Origin of the sequence: Streptomyces sp. NPDC058880, assembly GCF_042742535.1 — a bacterium.
Classification (GTDB): Bacteria; Actinomycetota; Actinomycetes; order Streptomycetales; family Streptomycetaceae; genus Streptomyces.
This window is the reverse complement of record NZ_JBHYMC010000020.1, coordinates 36,758-53,756: the sequence shown is the minus strand read 5'-3', so window position 1 is coordinate 53,756 and position 16,999 is coordinate 36,758. Positions and strand designations below refer to the sequence as shown.

Sequence of the window (16,999 nt, the reverse complement as noted above, 5' to 3'; positions counted from 1 at the left end):
AGCGGTCCCGATCAGGCGCGGAGGGCCTGGACCGCGGCCTCCAGGCGCTTGCCGAAGTCGCCGTCCGCCCGGCGGAAGTTGTCGATCGCACGCTCGACGATGTCGTCGCGGGAGACCTTGGCGATGAAACCGGAGAGGTTTTCCACCAGGCGGCTCTTCTCCTCCTCGGAGTACAGCCGGTAGAGGTTGCCCGCCTGGACGAAGTCGTCGTCCTCGCTGTGCACGGGGGTGGCGTGGTTGCCGGTGCCACCGGTGACCGCGACCGGCTGCCACAGCGGACGACCGGTCTCGTGCGGGCCTCCGAAGCTGTTCGGCTCGTAGTTCTTCGCACCCTTGTGGCGGCCGTCGTAGAGGTAGCCGTCTCGGGAGTTGGTGCGCGCCTCGGTGGCGTGCGGACGGTTCACCGGCAGGTGGTCGGCGTTGATGCCGACGCGGTAGCGGTGGGCGTCGCCGTAGCCGAAGAGGCGGCCCTGGAGCATCTTGTCCGGGGACGGGCCGATGCCGGGGACGAAGTGCGCCGGGCTGAAGATGGACTGCTCGACCTCGGCGAAGACGTTCTCCGGGTTGCGGTTGAGCTCCAGCTTGCCGATCTCGATCGGCGGGTAGTCCGCATGCGGCCACACCTTGGTGAGGTCGAAGGGGTTGAAGCGGTAGGTCGCCGCGTCGGCCGCCGGCATGATCTGCACCTGCACGGTCCAGGTCGGGAAGTCACCGCGCTCGATGGCCTCGCGCAGGTCGCGCTGGTGGCTGTCGGGGTCCTCGCCGGCGAGGACGTTGGCCTCGGCCTGGGTGAGGTTCTTGATGCCCTGGTCGGTCTTGAAGTGGTACTTGACCCAGAAGACCTCGCCGGCCTCGTTGTTCCACTGGAACGTGTGCGAGCCGTAGCCGTTCATGTGGCGGTAGGACGCCGGGATGCCCCGGTCACCGAACAACCAGGTCACCTGGTGGGTGGACTCCGGCGACAGACCCCAGAAGTCCCAGACGTTGTCCGCCTCCTGCGAGCCGGTGTACGGGTCGCGCTTCTGGGTGTGGATGAAGTCGGGGAACTTGATGGCGTCCTTGATGAAGAACACCGGGGTGTTGTTGCCGACGAGGTCGTAGTTGCCCTCCTCGGTGTAGAACTTCAGCGCCCAGCCCCGGGGGTCGCGCACCGCGTCGGCGCTGCCCAGGTTGCCCGCGACGGTGGAGAAGCGCAGGAAGGTCTCGGTCTGCTTGCCGACCTCGGACAGGAACGCGGCCCGCGTCCACTGCGAGACGTCGCGGGTCAGCGTGAAGGTGCCGTACGCGCCGGCGCCGCGGGCGTGCACCACTCGCTCCGGGATGCGCTCGCGGTTGAAGTGCGCGAGCTTCTCCAGCAGGAGCTGGTCCTGGACCAGAACGGGACCGCCGATGCCGGCCGTCTCACTGTTCTGGTTGTCGGCCACCGGCGCCCCGGCCTCGGTGGTGAGCGGTCCCTGCGTCACGTGCGCCTCCTGCGTCATCGCTGCCTGTCCTGTCCTCGGCATCAGCCGCACTCGATCCTACAATGGACATTGTCCAAGTCAAGTAAGGATCCAAGTCCGCACCGGTTCGGGAGTTACACCGAATCCCCTCACTGTTAGGCTGGTGTCCATGAGTGACCTGCTGGAACGACTTCGCGGACGCGGCTGGCGCATGACGGCACAGCGGCGTGTCGTGGCCGAGGTGCTCGACGGTGACCACGTGCACCTGACGGCCGACGAGGTGCACGCACGCGCCGTGGCCAAGCTGCCGGAGATCTCGCGGGCGACCGTGTACAACACGCTGGGCGAGCTGGTCTCCCTCGGCGAGGTGCTGGAAGTCGCCACGGACCGGCGCGCCAAGCGGTACGACCCGAACGCCCACCGGCCGCACCAGCACCTGGTCTGCGCGCAGTGCGGCGCCATCCGCGACGTCCACCCCGCGGGCAATCCGCTGGCCGACCTGCCCGACTCGGAACGCTTCGGCTTCGTGGTGTCGGCGGTCGAGGTCACCTACCGCGGCCTCTGCCCGAACTGCGCGGGCGCCTGATCCCGGAAGCCGTGAAGGCCCCGGCCCCCATGGCGGATTCAAGGGGTCGGGGCCTTCACGGCTTCCGCGACCTCCGGAAATTCCCGGGCGCTTCGCGCACGGAAACAACTCAGGGCCCGGATCCAATGGATCCGGGCCCTGAGCCTTCAGTAGCGGGGACAGGATTTGAACCTGCGACCTCTGGGTTATGAGCCCAGCGAGCTACCGAGCTGCTCCACCCCGCGTCGGTGAACCCAACGTTACGTGAAGGCCCCCGGCACATGCAAATCGGTTAACCGGGGACCGGTCCGGGATCCGTCCGGGGGCCGGGCCCCGGCCTGGCGGGGGTCACGCCGAGAGCTCCTCCGCCAGGGCCTCGCGCAGCCGGGCCGCCCGCTCCGAGACCTCCGCGGGCCCCAGCTCCATGGCGCGGGCGCACCACTTCTGCCCCTCCGCGAGATCGCCGTGGCGAGCGGCCAGCAGGCCCAGTCGCAGGGCGGCTCGGCCGTGGCCGGCCACCGCCGCCCGGGTCCACCACAGCGCCGCCTCCGGCTCGCTGCCCTCTCGCGCCAGCAGCAGACCCAGGTTGAACGCGCCGTTGCGGGACCCAGCCTCGGCTGCCTCCCGGTACCAGCGGGCGGCGGACTCCATGTCGCCGCGGGCTGCCGCCAACATGCCGACGCGCACCTGGGCCCGGCGGTGCCCCAGCTCCGCGGCGCGCTCGTACCACTCCTCGCTCTCGGTGCGCGGGGCGCTGCCGACCGGCTCGCCCAGCGCCGGCGGCTCCGGCGGCGGGGCCAGCGACTCCAGCAGCGCGGCCAGGCGGAAGGCCGCCTCCGCGCTGCCGCCGCCGGCCGCGCAGCGCAGGTGACGCTCGGCCGCCCGCTCCTCCCCGTCCCGTACCAGCGCGATGCCGACCTGGAGGGCGGCGTCGGTGTGGCCCGCCGAGGCGGCCCGCTCGTACCACTTCAGCGCCGTACGATCCTCGTCGCGGCTGGCGAAGAGGATGCCGAGGTTGAAGGCCGCGTCCACGCTGCCCGCCTCCGCGGCCTTCGAGAACCACGGCTCGGCGCCCGCCGCATCGCCGACCTGGAGCAGCATGATGGCCAGCGCGTTGGCCGCCTCGCGGTGGCCGGCGTAGGCAGCCCGCCGGTACCACTGCTCGGCCTGCGCGGTCCGGTCCTGTGCGGCGCACAGCAAAGCAAGGTTGTACGCCCCGTTTTGATCTCCGGCGTCCATGGCGGTCCGGTACCAGCGTTCCGCGGTCTGGGTCTCGCCCCGCGCGGCGTGCAACGCACCCAGGGCGTTGGCGGCGTTGCCGTCGCCGTCCTTGGCCGCCCGGTGCCACCACGCGGCCGCGCTCTCCTCGTCGCCGGCGTCACGCAGCAGGAAGCCGAGCGCACACGCGGCCCGCGCCTCGCCCTGCTTGGCGGAGGTCAGGTACCAGCGCCCGGCCTCCTTGAGCTCCCCACGCGCCTCCAGCAGGGCGCCCAGGTGGAGCGCCGCGCGCCGGTGCCCGCGGGCGGCGGCCTGCCGGTACCACTGCTCGGCCTCGGCGGGGTCGCCCTTGCGCAGGTGCCTGGCCAGCCGGTAGGCGGCCTCGCGGTGGCCCTGTTCGGCAGCAGCGCGGAACCACTGCTCCACGCCCTTGTCCCCGCGGTGCTCCAGCAGGTCGGCCAGCCCGTACGCACCCAGCGCGTGGCCGGATTCCGCCGCCTGGCGCAGCCAGTACTCGGCGGCCGGCTCGTCGCCGCGCTCGCGGAAGTGGCGGCCCAGGGCGTGCGCGGCGGGTGCGGACCCGGCCACGGCGGCGACCCGCCACCAGCCGGCGGCCTCGTCGGGGTAGCCCCGTTGGAGCAGCAGGACGCCCAGGTTGTTGGCGGCGGCGCGGTCCCCCTCGGCGGTGGCCCCGCGCAGGTAGGGCTCGGCGCCGTCCAGGTCTCCGCGGCGCAGCAGCAGCGCGCCGAGCACGCTCATGGCACCGGGGTCGCCCTTGTCGGCGGCCACCCGGTGCCGGGCCTCCAGCTCGGCGTCACTCGCCGCGTCGGTCTCGGCGAACATCTCCTGCGCGAACTCCGCATCGGTCAGCGCGGTCTGCGTGTCGGCAACGGGTGCCGACTCGTTGGCTCCTGTGCCCGCTTCGGCCTGCGCCCTCACAAACCGCCCTGTCTCCAGCAGAGTTGACCTGTCCCCCATAAATCCCATCGTCGCATCACCTGCTACCCGCGTACACCTGGTATGTCGCAGTCAGTGAGGTCACTACAGCGTTTTGTCGACATGCCCACAGTGGGGTAAGTCAAACACGCTCCTGCCCCAACTCACCCACCCCAGCTACCGCGTGTCCCGTCCGGACATGACGAAGGCCCGGATCCCATGGATCCGGGCCTTCGTCTTCAGTAGCGGGGACAGGATTTGAACCTGCGACCTCTGGGTTATGAGCCCAGCGAGCTACCGAGCTGCTCCACCCCGCGTCGGTGAAACCACAGTATCACGACGCGGGACGGAGCCCTCACCCATTGATCATCAACCGCCCGCGGGAGGGGGCGTGGCCTTCGCCTCCGCCTCGATCGCCCGCTTCAGCGCGGCCTTGATGTCGTCCTGGGCCTTGCCGAAGGCCGCCCAGTCACCAGCCTGCCGGGCCTTCTCGGCCTCCTCGATCGCCTTCTGGGCGTCGGAGAGGGCCGCCTTGACCGTCGGGTCCTGGTTGGTCGGCGGCGTGACGGTGCCCTCACCCGGCGGCTGGGCCGGCGGAACCGGTGTGGTCGGGGCCTCGGCCCCGAAGACCACGTTCAGCGCCTTCTCCAAGGTGTCCTCGAAGGCCGTCTGGCCGCCATAGGTCACGAGGACCTTGCGCAGCAGCGGGTACTTCAGCCCGGAGCTGCGGACGTACACCGGCTCCACGTAGAGCATGCCGCCGTCGAGCGGCACCGCGAGCAGGTTGCCGTATTCGATCTCCGAGTCGCCACCGCGCAGCAGGCGGATGGACTCGGCGATCTTCGGCTCCGACTGGAACTTGCTCTGCACCTGGCCGGGGCCGTCCGGCGGCTTGCTCGTCGGCATCTTCAGAATTCTGATCTTGCCGTAGTCCTGCGTCGTCGGATCGGCGTTGACCGCCATGAAGGCGCTCAGGTTGGGCCGCTCGTTCGGCGTGAACGTCGTGGTGAGCGAGAAGACCTGGTCCTTCTCCTTCTGGCCCGGCATCTTCATCGACAGGTAGTACGGCGGAACCGCCGTGCCGGCCTTGGTCGTCGGGTCGTCCGGGACGGCCCAGGCCTCACTGCCACTGAGGAAGGTCTGCGGGTCGGTGACGTGGTACCGGGTCAGCAGCTCCCGCTGGACCTTGAAGAGGTCCTGCGGGTAGCGGAGGTGCTCCATGAGCGGCTCGTCGATCTCGCTCTTGGGCTTGACCGTGCCCGGGAACGCCTTCATCCAGGTCTTCAGGACCGGGTCCTCGGTGTCCCACTGGTACAGGTCCACCGAGCCGTCGTAGGCGTCGACGGTGACCTTCACCGAGTTGCGGATGTAGTTGACCTGGTTCTCCTGGGCCACGACGGCCCGCTGGCTGTTGGTGAGCGAGTCCGCGGTGCTCTGCCCCAGCGTGGTGCGCGAGGCGTACGGGTAGCCGTTGGTGGTCGTGTACGCGTCGACGATCCACTTGATCCGGCCCTCGACCACGGCCGGATAGGGCGCGCCGTCGATGGTCAGCCACGGGGCGACGGCCTCGACGCGCTCCTTGGGCGTGCGGTTGTACAGGATCCGCGAACCCTCGCCGATGGCGCCCGAGTACAGGATCTGCGGCTCGTTGAAGGTCAGCGCGTAGGCGGCCCGGTTGACGGGGTTGTCGAGGTTGACGCCGGAGCCGCCCGTGTAGCTGGTCTCCTTCTCGCCGTTGTCGTCGGAGTAGTCGAGCTCCTTCTGCGGTCCGCCGACGATCGAGTACTGCTTCGTCTGCTCGCCGTAGTAGATCCGCTGCTCGAAGTCCGTGCCGAACATGCCCTTGGAGGGGAGGTCGGACTGGGTGAAGTCGGGGGCGCCCTGGTCGCCGACGGTGGTGCCCTTGGCCGCGACCACGCCGTAGCCGTGCGTGTACTTGAAGTGGTCGTTGATCCAGTTGTTCTTCGGGATGCCGCCGATGTTCAGCTCGCGCAGTCCGATGACCGTGTCCTGGCCGCTGTACCGGTCCACGGCCAGCGTGGACGGGAAGGCGTAGTAGCCCTTGACCTGCTGGAGCTGCTGGAAGGCCGGCGAGACGATGTTCGGGTCGAGGAGCCGGATGCTCGCGGTGGAGTCGGCCTGCGAACGCAGCTTGGTACGGTCCGCCGTCTGCGAGACGCCCGGGTAGTCGGTGACCTCGGAGCCGGCGATCCCGTAGGCCTCGCGCGTCGCCTTGATGTTCTTCTGGACGTACGGGGATTCCTTGGCCTGCTCGTTCGGCTGGACCTGGAACTTCTGCACGATCGCCGGGTAGAGCCCGCCGATCAGGATGGCCGAGAGCACCATCAGGCCGAAGCCGATCACCGGCAGCTGCCAGGTGCGGCGCCACAGCGTCGCGAAGAACAGCACGGCGCAGATCGCGGCGATGGCCACCAGGATCGTCTTCGCCGGCAGGTAGGCGTTCGCGTCGACGTACCGCAGACCGGTCCAGTTGTCGGCGGCCTTGAAGTCACTGGACTTCACGGCGAGCCCGTAGCGGTCGAGCCAGTACGCGACCGCCTTGAGCGTGACGAAGAGGCCCAGCAGCACCGACAGGTGGCCGGTCGCGGCGGCGGTGGCCCGGGCGCCCGGGCTCGTCACGCGCAGTCCGCCGTACAGGTAGTGCACGACGGTCGCGGCGATCACCGACAGCACGACGGCGGCGAAGCCGAAGCCGAGCAGGAAGCGGTACCAGGGCAGGTCGAAGGTGTAGAACGACACGTCCATCCGGAACTGGGGGTCCTTCGTGCCGAAGGGCACCCCGTTCACGTACATGAGCCAGGTCTTCCACTGGCCGGCCGCCGAGGCTCCGGCGATCAGGCCGACGAGCACCGAGATGCCCAGGAGCAGCCACTTCTTGTACGGGGCGATGCTCATCCGGTAGCGGTCGAGGCTCTGCTGTTCCATCGACATCGCGCTGAGCGGCGGCCGCAGCCGGTGCGCCAGCCAGATGTTCAGCCCGACCGCGCCCGTCATCAGCAGCCCGAAGACGCTGAAGAGGCCGATCTTGGTCCACAGCGTGGTGGTGAAGACACTGGAGTACTTCACGGAGCGGAACCAGAGCCAGTCCGTCCAGAAGCCGGCGAACATGATGAAGAGCATTCCCAGGACGGCCAGCACGCCCAAGGTCATGAGAAGAGTGCGAGCACGCCGGGAGGGGCGTCCGACTCTCATCCGTGGCCCGGAAGGGCCTCCGCCGCGGTCCGGCATCTGGAAAGCCAAGGTGCGCACCTCGAAAGTCGCTGAGTACTGGTATGGATCGGACCCCCGATCGTAGAGCCCATTCATGCAACTTACTGAGGCCCCGGTCAGTTCCCGGTATGGGTCGGAAAGGAGGCAGGATGTTGTCCATGTCCAACGTTTCGCCTTCCCCCACGCCGTCCGACGAGCCGACTCCGCCGACGGCCCCCATGGCGGCCAGTCCGCTGACCCGCGCCTGTCTCGAGATCGACGAGTACGCCGCCGGCCTCGGCTGGGACAAGCCCGCGCGGCTGTTCGCGCTGGTCGACACCGCCCGGCTCAAGAAGCAGGAGCCGCGCCTGGCCTCCCAGCTCGGCCTCGACGCGGACGACGCCGGCAAGAGCTCCCTCACCCCGATCGAGCAGGACACCGTCCCGTCCGGAACCCCGCTCGACACGTTCCTGGGCACCATCGCCTGGCCCGACGCCGTCATCGGGTGTGCGCTGACCGTCGAGCGCCTGATGCTGCCGCCGTCCGCGGAGGCCTCCGTACCGGAGGGCCTGAGCGACAAGCAGCTGGCGAAGTGGGTCGCCGGGCATCCGGAGCGGCAGGAGGTCCGGATCACCGTGGCCGTCCTGCGCGACGGCTCGCGCGAGTCAGCTGTACGACTGCGCGAGAAGGACTCCGCGACGGAGGTCCTCACCGGCGGGGGCCTGGTGCCGGGACTGGCCGAGGCCCTGGCCGCGACCTTCGCCTAGGGTCCGTCACCGCCGGACGGACCCCGGCCCCGGGGAGGGCGACCGGTCAGGGCTTGGCGCCGCACTGCGGCAGCCCGGCCGTGTCCCCCTTGCCGATCTTCTGCAACGACTTCATGGCGTCGTCGATGGTGGAGACCTTCACCAGCGTCAGCCCGTCCGGCACGTTGGATGCCGCGGAGGCGCAGTTGTCGGCAGGAGTGAGGAAGTACTCCGCACCGGCCTTGCGGGCGCCGATGGTCTTCATCTGGATGCCGCCGATCGGACCGACCTTGCCGGCGTCGTCGATGGTGCCGGTGCCCGCGACGAACTTTCCGCCGGTCAGGTCCTCCGGAGTCAGCTTGTCGACGATGCCCAGCGCGAACATCAGCCCGGCGCTCGGGCCGCCCACGTCGGCGAGCTTGATGTCGATGGTGAACGGGAAGGTGTGGTCGGAGCCGGCCCGGATGCCGACGATGGCGCGGCCGTCGCCCTCCGCCTTGCCGGTGGTGATGGTGACCTTGGAGGTGCCTGCGGGCTCGCGGCCGGCCTTCGCGGCCGCCGCGGCGTCGGCGGCGGGCACGATGGTGAACTCGACCGGTTCGCCGGGCTTGCGCTTGGTGACGAGCTTGGCCACGTCCTCGGGGGCGGTGACGGGGGCGCCGTCCACGGCCTTGACCACGTCACCGGCGTGCAGCAGGCCCTCGGAGGGGCTGTCCTTGACCACGGAGGCGACGATCACCCGGGCGGTGACCGGGATGTCGAGCTGCCGGAGCGCCGCGACCTTGGCGCTCTGCTGGGACTGGCTGAACTCCTCGGCGTTCTCCTGGGTGGACTCCGCGTCGGTCTTGCCGTCCGGGTAGAGGTTCTCGTGCGGGACGACGATGTTGTCGCCCGCCAGCCACCCGTAGACGGCTTCCACCAGATTCATGTCGTAGTCGGCGCCCGTGACGCGGACCGTCGTCATGTTGAGGTGACCGCTGGTCGGGTACGTCTTGCGCCCCGAGATGCTGAGGACGGGCTCACCGTGCGAGTCCCCGAGCGTGTTCACGGTCGGGCCGGGGCTCATCTCGGAGTACGGGACCTTGATGAAGACCCCCGCGCAGAGCAGCGCGAACAGCACCAGGGTGGAGGCGAGCATCGTCGCGGTGCGGCGTGGCATGGATCCGACAGTACGGGACGGCCCCGGCGAGCGGCCCTCGGGGCCGGTCCGTACGGGGTTCGTCGGCGAAACTCTCAGCGGAATCTCACGGTGCGGGGGCGGGGTGGACGCCCCGCGCCGGGTCGGATCGCGTCAGACGGTGTCGGAGGCGGAAGCGGCCTCGGCCTTCGCCCTGACCTGATCCGCGCTGCCGTGACCCTGGCCGTTGCCCATGGCTTCGCGGAACCGCGCGTAGCCCGCGAGCTCGGATATGTCGCCCTGCGTGCGGTCCCGTGCCGCCCAGCTGCCCCATATCGCCGCGCCGATCGCGGCGAACAGCGGAATCAGCAACCACGCCAGAGATCCCATGGGCGCGCCTCCCTGCCCCGAAGTGCGTTTCGTTGGTGGCTTCAACGCTCGTGCCCATGGGGGGGTTACGCAAATCGAGGGCGTGTTGCGCGGCCGATCGGGTGTGAGGGTATCCGCCCGACGATCACGCTCCGCGACCGGGGTCGGCCGACCGGGGCCGGCGGCGTCAGCAGGCGCCGACCCACTCCTCCGAGCCGTCCGCGAAGGTCTGGTGCTTCCAGATCGGGACCTCGTGCTTGAGGTCGTCGATCAGCATCCGGCAGGCCTCGAAGGCCTCGCCGCGGTGCGGGCAGGAGACCGCGACCACCACGGCCAGGTCACCGACGGCCAGGTCGCCCACGCGGTGCACGGCGGCCAGGGCGCGGACCGGGTACTTGGCCACGACGCGCTCGGCGATCCGGCGCATCTCGGCCTCCGCCGTCGGGTGGCAGGAGTAGCCGAGCGCATCGACGTCGGCCCCGCCGTCGTGGTTGCGCACCGTGCCGACGAAGAGCGTCGTACCGCCCGTGGCGTCGTCGCCGACGGCCTGGAAGACCTCGTCGATCGAGAGCGGGGTGTCGCGGATCGCGAGCAGCCGGACGGGGTCCTGGGCGGCCTGCTCGCCGGGGTGGTCGAAGTGCGGTGCCATACCGTCCATCGTGCCCCAGCCGCCGACCCGGCGGAATAGCTGATTCGCCCGGCCCGCGGTGCCGGCCTTGGGAGCCTCCTACAGGACCGCCGCCGCGGGATCAGATCCCGCGGCGCTTGCGGGCCAGCCGGACCGCCGCGGCCGCGCCGAGCAGGGCCACCGTCGCGCCCGCCGCACCGGCGGCCGTGGCGGCGTCCCTGCGGCCCAGCCGGCGGCCGGCGACGGTGTGGCGGCCCGCGACCTCCTGGAGGAGCTCGGCGAGGACTTCCTCGTTGGTCCAGCGCGGCCGCCAGCCGGCCGCGTGCAGCCCGCTGACGCTGACCACCCAGGGGTGCATCGTGTACGCCAGGTCCCCGGCCGGGGACGGGGTCAGGCCGATGCGGTGCAGGCGGGCCGCCGCGCCCAGCGCGACCGCCGAGGGCAGCTCCATCCGGCGGATGCCGCTCAGCTCCTCGACCTCCTCCTGCTCCAGCCACCCCTCGCAGCCCACGGCCAGCTCGCCCTCGACCTTCTCCAGGGCCGCGTACTCCAGGGCACTGACCAGGTCCTCCACGTGGCAGAACTGCCAGGTGGGCCGGGATCCCGCGACGACGAGCAGGCGCGGGGACTCGAAGTACCGGGTCAGGGCGGTGTCGGTACCGCCGACGAGCACCGCGGGGCGGACCACGGTGACGTTGAGCCCGGGGTGGGCGCGGGGGGCCCGTCGGCCGAGCCGTTCGATCTCCAACAGGTCGCCGACACCGGTCGCCTCGGCGGTGGCCCGCAGCTCGGAGTCCTCCGACAGCGGGATGTCGTTGTCGGGCAGGGCCCCGTAGACCATGGCTGAGGTGCACAGCACCACCCGGTGCACGCCGGCCGCGGCGGCGGCCGTGAGGACGGTCTGGGTCCCGCGCACGTTGTATGCCGTACGGGCCGCCGGGTCCGTCTCCAGGTCGAGGTCGAGGGCGAGGTGGACGACGACGTCCGCGCCGCGCAGCTTCTCGGCGATCGCAGGGTCCCGTACGTCGAGTACGTGCCACTGCGCGTCCGCGCAGTCGCCTCGCCGCTCGTCGATGGCCACGACCTGCCTGACCTCGTCGGAGGCGGCGAGGCGGGTCACGAGGGCTGCACCGACGCCCGAGGCGGCGCCGGTCACGGCGATCACGGGGCTGGGCCGACGGGGGCTTTCCGGGTTTCGCGGCTGGCGAACGCCGGGGGCGCCGTCGCCGTGCTCGGGGCGGTCGTCGTCCTGCGTCGCGCGGCTGCGCTTATCCGAAACGTGCGGATCTGGGGAACTCACCGGGCGTCTCCAGCGGTTGTCTTCAGTAGGGACGCGCCGTGACGCGGCCCCACCAGGTGATGTCCATCCTGCCGCAGCCCAGGAGTCGGCGGAGCACCGAGCCCGGATGCGGGCTCCGGTGTCTACGCTGGGTGGTGTTGTCGGACCATTGCCCGTCGGCACCCGCCGACGGCCCTACGAGCCGAGGAAACCCGTGAGCGACACCCCATTCGGATTCGGCCTTCCGCCGGAGGAGCCGGACAACGGCGACGAAGGCAAGAAGAAGGGCAACCAGGGCGGTCAGGGCGGCCCTGCGAATCCCTTCGGGTTCCCCGGCATGGGGCTGCCGGGCGCCGGTGCCCCCGGCGGCGCGGACAATCCGTTCGCCGCGATGTTCGGTTCCATGAACCCGAACGACCTCGGTGCGGCCTTCCAGCAGCTCGGCCAGATGCTCAGCTACGAGGGCGGTCCCGTGAACTGGGACATGGCCAAGGACATCGCCCGCCGGACCGTCGCGCAGGGCACGGCGGACGGCGTGAAGGACACCAGCGTCGGCATCGCCGAGAAGTCGGCCGTCGAGGAGGCCGTGCGCCTGGCCGACCACTGGCTGGACGGCGTGACCTCGCTGCCCTCCGGTGCCACCACGGCAGTGGCGTGGAGCCGCGCCGAGTGGGTCGAGGCCACCCTCCCGGTGTGGAAGGAGCTCGTGGACCCGGTCGCCGAGCGCGTCGGCGCGGCCATGGGCAGCGTGCTGCCCGAAGAGATGCAGGCCATGGCGGGCCCGCTGCTGGGCATGATGCGCTCCATGGGCGGGGCCATGTTCGGCCAGCAGATCGGCCAGGCCGTCGGCGTCCTCGCCGGCGAGGTCGTCGGCTCCACCGACATCGGGCTGCCCCTGGGCCCGGCGGGCAAGGCCGCGCTGCTCCCGCTGAACATCGAGGGCTTCGGCCGGGATCTGGGCGTGCCCTCGGACGAGGTGCGGCTGTACCTGGCGCTGCGCGAGGCGGCCCACGCCCGGCTCTTCGCGCACGTCCCGTGGCTGCGCTCGCACCTGTTCGGAGCCGTCGAGGGCTACGCGCGCGGGATCAAGGTGGACACCTCGAAGCTGGAGGACGTGGTCGGGCAGCTGGACCCGTCCAACCCGGAGCAACTGCAGGAAGTCCTGCAGGGCGGCATGTTCCAGCCGCAGGACACTCCCGAGCAGAAGGCCGCCCTGGCCCGCCTGGAGACGGCGCTCGCGCTGGTCGAGGGCTGGGTCGACGCGGTGGTGCACGAGGCCGCCAAGCCCCGGCTGGCCTCGGCGGACGCGATGCGCGAGACCATGCGCCGGCGCCGCGCCTCGGGTGGCCCGGCGGAGCAGACCTTCGCGACACTGATCGGCCTGGAGCTGCGCCCGCGCCGCCTGCGCGACGCCTCGCGCCTGTGGGCCTCGCTGACCGACGCGCGCGGGGTGGACGGCCGCGACGGCCTGTGGGAACACCCGGACATGCTGCCGACGGCCTCCGACCTCGACGATCCGGACGGCTTCGTGCACCGCGAGCAGCTGGACTTCTCCGAGATCGACAAGATGCTCGGCGAGGCGGCCGAGAAGCGCGGTCAGCAGAGCGACGGCGAGGGCGAAGAGAACAAGTGAGCCTCCACGACGACGCGGCCCTGGTCCTGAAGGGCTACGAGGACCAGAGCGAGCTGCGCGACCTGTACCTGGCACATCTGGCCGCCCATCCGGACGGGGTCTACAAGCCCTGCGAGGCGGGGCACGTCACGGGCAGCGCGCTCGTGATCGACCCGGTGGGCGGACGGGTCCTACTGACCCTGCACAAGAAGCTGGGGTTGTGGCTGCAGATGGGCGGCCACTGCGAGCCCGGTGACACGACCCTGGCGGACGTGGCCCTGCGCGAGGCCCGCGAGGAGTCCGGCATCGAGCACGGGCTGACCCTGGTGCCCGGCGGTCCGGTGCGCCTGGACCGGCATCCCATCCCGGCGCCCTGCAACTGGCACCTGGACGTGCAGTACGCGGCACTGGCCCCGGCCGACGCCGTGGCGGAGATCAGCGAGGAGTCACTGGACCTGCGCTGGTTCCCGTACCAGGAGGTGGCCTCGGTGGCCGACACCTCGGTGGTCCTGCTGCTGGAGGCGGCCCGTGCGCGGCTCGCCGCGGCGGGCTGAGCCCGCGGGCTGCCCAGCGGCATGACGAGGGGGCGGTCCCGTGCGGCCGTGCGGGACCGCCCCCTCCGCCGTACCGGATCAGTTCCAGCCGTTGCTGTGGTTCTGGGCGTGGACGCCCTGCTGGCCCATCCCGAACTGCGCGGCGAGGCCCTGTCCGACCTGCGCGTTCTGCGGCGGCAGCGCCTCGCTGGGCTGCACCAGCGCGATGCCCGTGCCGAGGAAGCTGAGCTCCCAGCCCTCGCCGGTGTTGCCGCGGCGCCGCCAGACACCGCTGGAGTGCGTCTGGGCCTGCATCTGCACCCGCAGCGAAGTGGACCAGGCGACGATGGCGTCCGCGTCGACGTTGACGTACTTGTCGGGCGTGACGTGCATCATCAGCGGCTGCCCGGAAGTCATCAGGGCGACCTTGCCGTGGCCGGAGATGTTGAGCTGGTACTTGCCGGATCCGGAGATCCCGTACTGGCTGTCCACCGCGATGACCTCGGTGTGCAGGGTCGAGTCCAGGGCCAGGACGTAGCTGCTGTCGACCGTCAGGCCCTCCTGCTCGACGTCCACGACGTGGACGTGCTGGGCCAGGTTGGCGAGGTAGACCGTGCCCTGCCCGGAGCAGCGCATGAGGTCCAGGCCCTCACCGGTGCGGCGGCGGGCGCCCCGCTGGTTGCTGCTCTGGTACTCGCCGTCGAAGTCGATCAGCCCCTGGTAGGCGACCATCGCGCCCTTGCGGGCGAGTACGTCGTCGGAGCCCGTCAGGGAGACCCGCAGCAGCTGCGGGTTCTGGACGGTGTACCGGTCCTGGGACTGCGCCTCGGCGTGGGCGAAAAGTGCGCTCTGCATGATGTGTACGCTCCCCCTCAGCCCCGGACCCGGAGCCGGTCGGTGCTGTCCTCGCTGGGCTGTACGACGACGATGCCCTGGCCGGAGAAGGCCATCTGGTAGGCCTCTCCACTGCCCCGGCCGATCATGGACGAGGCCTTGAAACTGCGCTTGCCCTTGACCTTCAGGTTCGGCGACCAGGCGACGAGCGCGTCGGGGTCGACGTACGTCTCGTCCTCGCCGCGGCCGCAGTCGACCACGATCGGAGTGCCGCGCGAGGTCAGCGCGACCCAGCCGGTGCCCGCGACCTGGACGTTGAACAGGCCCTGGCCGGCGAACTTCGCCAAACCCTTGACCCGCTCGACGCCCCACTGGAGGTGCGCGTCAAAGGCGAGGAGGTTCGTGCCGTTGACCGACAGCGCGTCGTTGTCGAGATGGATGACGACGATGTCGGCGCCGTAGTCGGCGAGGTACAGGAGACCGTCGCCGGTGCACTTCATCAGGGGTGCGCTCTCGCCCGTGACCCACTGCGATGCCATCTGGCGGACGGCCGGGGGGTTCGGCTCGTACTGCACGAAGCCCTCGTAGGCGACCATCGAGCCGGTGCGGGCGAAGAGGTCCTGGCCGCTCTGCATGGCGACCTTGAGCATCGACGGCCCGTGGTTTTCCATGCGGGTCGTCACCGGGGTCGGGGCGAAGCCCACGAGCTGCTGGTTCATTGCGTTCATGCCGGGCTCCCTCAGACCTCGTACGGCTGGACGACGATGAAGTTTCCGGGAGCGCCGCGGAACTGGAGGTTCACGGTCTCCCCGCTGTGGCCGGGGTAGGCGTTGCGCCGCAGCCGGACCTGGCTGGACAGGATCACCTGCGAGGCGGCCGACCACGCCACGATGGCGTTGCTGTCCGCGAAGGTGGTCGGGGTGACGGGCAGGACGACCGGGACACCGTGGGTCTTGACGACCACCGTGCCGGTGCCCTGGAACTGCAGGGTGAACAGCGCGCCGCCGGGGATGCCGTGGCCCTCGATCCGGCGGACCTCGTGCTGGAGGGACTCGTCGAAGGCGAGGACATTCTCCGCGGAGACGCAGATGGCGTCGCCCTGGAGCTCGATGGTGTGCAGGTGGGCACCGTTCTCGGCGAGGAAGACCTGGCCGCGGCCGGTGCAGCGCATCAGCTGCATCTCCTGGCCCGTGGCGTTGCCGACGATGCGACCGGCGAATCCGGCGCCCTTGTAGGCGAAGTCGACCTTGCCCTGGTAGAGGACCATGCTGCCCTGGCGGGCAAGGACGGCCTGGCCGCCCATCGAAAGGTCGACGCGTACGAGCTGCTGGTTCTGCGCGGTCCAGCGGGAGCCAGTCGGGGCCTCCTTGTACGGCTGGAGCGCCGCGGCGAGGCCGGCCGCCGGGGCGGCGGTCTGCGGGGCGTAGCCGGGCTGCTGGCCTGGGACCTGGCCGAAGCCCGGCTGCTGACCGTAGGGGGCGGGGGCCGGGGCCGGCGGCGGCACCTGGCCCGGGTACTGGCCGGGGACCTGGCCGTACGAGGGCTGCTGCGGCGGCTGGCCGTAGGGCGCGGGAGCCTGCGGGGCGAGCGGCGCGGCTATGGTCGGCGCGGCGTGCACCGGGGCGGGGGCCGCGTGCTGCGGGTACTGCGGCGGCTGCGGGGCGGACGGTGCGGGGGCGGGCGCGCCGAACGTCGGTGCAGGCGCCGGGGCCGGGGCGGGGGCCGGGACGGGGGCGGGGGCGGGGGCGGGGGCGCCGAAGGACGGCGCGGGGGCCGGGGCGGCCGCCTGCGGCGGCGGGGCGAAGCCGGGGGCTACGGCCGCCGGGGCCTGCTCCTGCGGCTGCTCCTCGGCGACCTCTCCGCCGAAGTTCTTCAGGAGGGCCTCCAGCCCGCCGTCGAAGCCCTGTCCGACGGCGGCGAAGCGCCACACGTCCTTGCGGTAGAAGTCGCCCAGCATCACGGCCCGCTCGGTGCTGAACTCCGAGCCGGTGAAGGAGTACCGGACGACCTCTTCGCCACCGGCCACGATCCGGATGTAGCCCGGGCCGATCTGCGACATCTGTCCGGCGCCGTCGATGCTGGCGGTGAAGGACAGCTTGTGGAGGGACGCCGGAACGCGGTCCAGGGTCACCCGGAAGGATTCCGTGTCACCGGCCTGCGCACCGAGCAGCTGAATGGACTCTTCCGGCGACGTGGGCTGGTTGAAGAAGACGAAGTAGCGGTCGTCCGAAAGCCGTTCGTCGGCGTCCAGACCGAAACAGCTGATGTCGAGGGTGAGTCCGGGCCCGGCGATCTGGACGCCCACGTACAGATCGGTGCCCGCTGTGAGATCACTGACCTTGGCCTTGTGGCCGCGCTGGAATTCCCTTGCCATGCGTAACGACGTCCCCCATCCCGACTGAGCATTCGTGCCGCTCAGGCTAACGGCATACGGCGGCATCCGACCAAGCCGGTACCAACCCGGTACAGATCACGGAGTGCAACACCACGGGTGGTGCGGGGTGGGTCCG

14 protein-coding genes and 2 tRNA genes are annotated in these 16,999 nt (G+C 70.9%); 4 read left to right on the top strand and 12 right to left on the bottom strand.

Annotated elements, in window-relative coordinates; translation table 11 throughout:
• Positions 1-11: 11 nt before the first annotated feature.
• On the bottom strand, positions 12-1,481 hold the full coding sequence (locus ACFW2G_RS14665) for a catalase (RefSeq protein ID WP_384451973.1): 1,470 nt from the start codon (positions 1,479-1,481) through the stop codon (positions 12-14).
• Between the two features lie 130 nt (positions 1,482-1,611).
• Here ACFW2G_RS14665 and ACFW2G_RS14660 point away from each other — a divergent pair, with 130 nt between their 5' ends.
• Positions 1,612-2,028, top strand: coding sequence for a Fur family transcriptional regulator (locus ACFW2G_RS14660; protein WP_384451970.1), 417 nt, complete (start codon positions 1,612-1,614; stop codon positions 2,026-2,028).
• Positions 2,029-2,178: 150 nt separating this feature from the next.
• Here ACFW2G_RS14660 and ACFW2G_RS14655 read toward each other — a convergent pair.
• From ACFW2G_RS14655 to ACFW2G_RS14640, 4 genes are all read right to left on the bottom strand, one after another.
• A tRNA-Met gene (locus ACFW2G_RS14655) sits at positions 2,179-2,252 on the bottom strand.
• Positions 2,253-2,355: 103 nt separating this feature from the next.
• Positions 2,356-4,203 carry a tetratricopeptide repeat protein gene (locus ACFW2G_RS14650; protein WP_037919615.1) on the bottom strand — a complete coding sequence of 616 codons (1,848 nt, stop codon included), beginning with the start codon at positions 4,201-4,203 and terminating at the stop codon, positions 2,356-2,358.
• Between the two features lie 201 nt (positions 4,204-4,404).
• Positions 4,405-4,478: transfer RNA gene (locus ACFW2G_RS14645), tRNA-Met, on the bottom strand.
• Between the two features lie 52 nt (positions 4,479-4,530).
• Entirely contained in the window at positions 4,531-7,410 is a 2,880-nt protein-coding gene (locus ACFW2G_RS14640; RefSeq protein WP_052030311.1) for a UPF0182 family protein, read from the bottom strand.
• A gap of 131 nt (positions 7,411-7,541) precedes the next feature.
• Here ACFW2G_RS14640 and ACFW2G_RS14635 point away from each other — a divergent pair, with 131 nt between their 5' ends.
• Complete coding sequence (locus ACFW2G_RS14635) at positions 7,542-8,138, top strand: PPA1309 family protein (RefSeq protein ID WP_384453114.1); 597 nt, start codon at positions 7,542-7,544, stop codon at positions 8,136-8,138.
• A 46-nt stretch (positions 8,139-8,184) separates the two neighbouring features.
• Here ACFW2G_RS14635 and ACFW2G_RS14630 read toward each other — a convergent pair whose 3' ends face one another.
• The 4 genes from ACFW2G_RS14630 to ACFW2G_RS14615 form a co-directional block, all read right to left on the bottom strand.
• On the bottom strand, positions 8,185-9,276 hold the full coding sequence (locus ACFW2G_RS14630; protein WP_384584317.1) for a PDZ domain-containing protein: 1,092 nt from the start codon (positions 9,274-9,276) through the stop codon (positions 8,185-8,187).
• Positions 9,277-9,408: 132 nt separating this feature from the next.
• Positions 9,409-9,624 (bottom strand): hypothetical protein, encoded by a 216-nt coding sequence (locus ACFW2G_RS14625; protein WP_037919606.1) that lies wholly within the window; start codon positions 9,622-9,624, stop codon positions 9,409-9,411.
• 166 nt (positions 9,625-9,790) lie between these two features.
• The gene (locus ACFW2G_RS14620) at positions 9,791-10,252 is read right to left on the bottom strand and encodes a molybdenum cofactor biosynthesis protein MoaE (RefSeq protein WP_384453110.1); all 462 of its coding nucleotides are present in this window, start codon (positions 10,250-10,252) and stop codon (positions 9,791-9,793) included.
• Positions 10,253-10,352: 100 nt separating this feature from the next.
• Positions 10,353-11,531: an SDR family oxidoreductase gene (locus ACFW2G_RS14615; protein WP_384584320.1), complete on the bottom strand. Its 1,179-nt coding sequence runs from the start codon at positions 11,529-11,531 to the stop codon at positions 10,353-10,355.
• 193 nt (positions 11,532-11,724) lie between these two features.
• On the opposite strand from ACFW2G_RS14615, the gene ACFW2G_RS14610 reads away from it, so the two are divergent.
• Both ACFW2G_RS14610 and ACFW2G_RS14605 read left to right on the top strand, forming a co-directional pair.
• On the top strand, positions 11,725-13,143 hold the full coding sequence (locus ACFW2G_RS14610; RefSeq protein WP_384584323.1) for a zinc-dependent metalloprotease: 1,419 nt from the start codon (positions 11,725-11,727) through the stop codon (positions 13,141-13,143).
• A complete protein-coding gene (locus ACFW2G_RS14605) occupies positions 13,140-13,676 on the top strand; it encodes an NUDIX hydrolase (protein ID WP_037919599.1) in 537 nt (178 codons plus the stop codon). Before ACFW2G_RS14610 ends, ACFW2G_RS14605 begins: the two co-directional genes overlap by 4 nt.
• A gap of 78 nt (positions 13,677-13,754) precedes the next feature.
• Here ACFW2G_RS14605 and ACFW2G_RS14600 read toward each other — a convergent pair whose 3' ends face one another.
• From ACFW2G_RS14600 to ACFW2G_RS14590, 3 genes are read right to left on the bottom strand one after another with little or no spacing between them, the layout of a single operon-like run.
• A complete protein-coding gene (locus ACFW2G_RS14600; RefSeq protein ID WP_384453102.1) occupies positions 13,755-14,510 on the bottom strand; it encodes an AIM24 family protein in 756 nt (251 codons plus the stop codon).
• 17 nt (positions 14,511-14,527) lie between these two features.
• Complete coding sequence (locus ACFW2G_RS14595) at positions 14,528-15,208, bottom strand: AIM24 family protein (RefSeq protein WP_037919595.1); 681 nt, start codon at positions 15,206-15,208, stop codon at positions 14,528-14,530.
• 20 nt (positions 15,209-15,228) lie between these two features.
• Complete coding sequence (locus ACFW2G_RS14590; protein WP_384584326.1) at positions 15,229-16,863, bottom strand: TerD family protein; 1,635 nt, start codon at positions 16,861-16,863, stop codon at positions 15,229-15,231.
• Positions 16,864-16,999 lie beyond the last annotated feature (136 nt).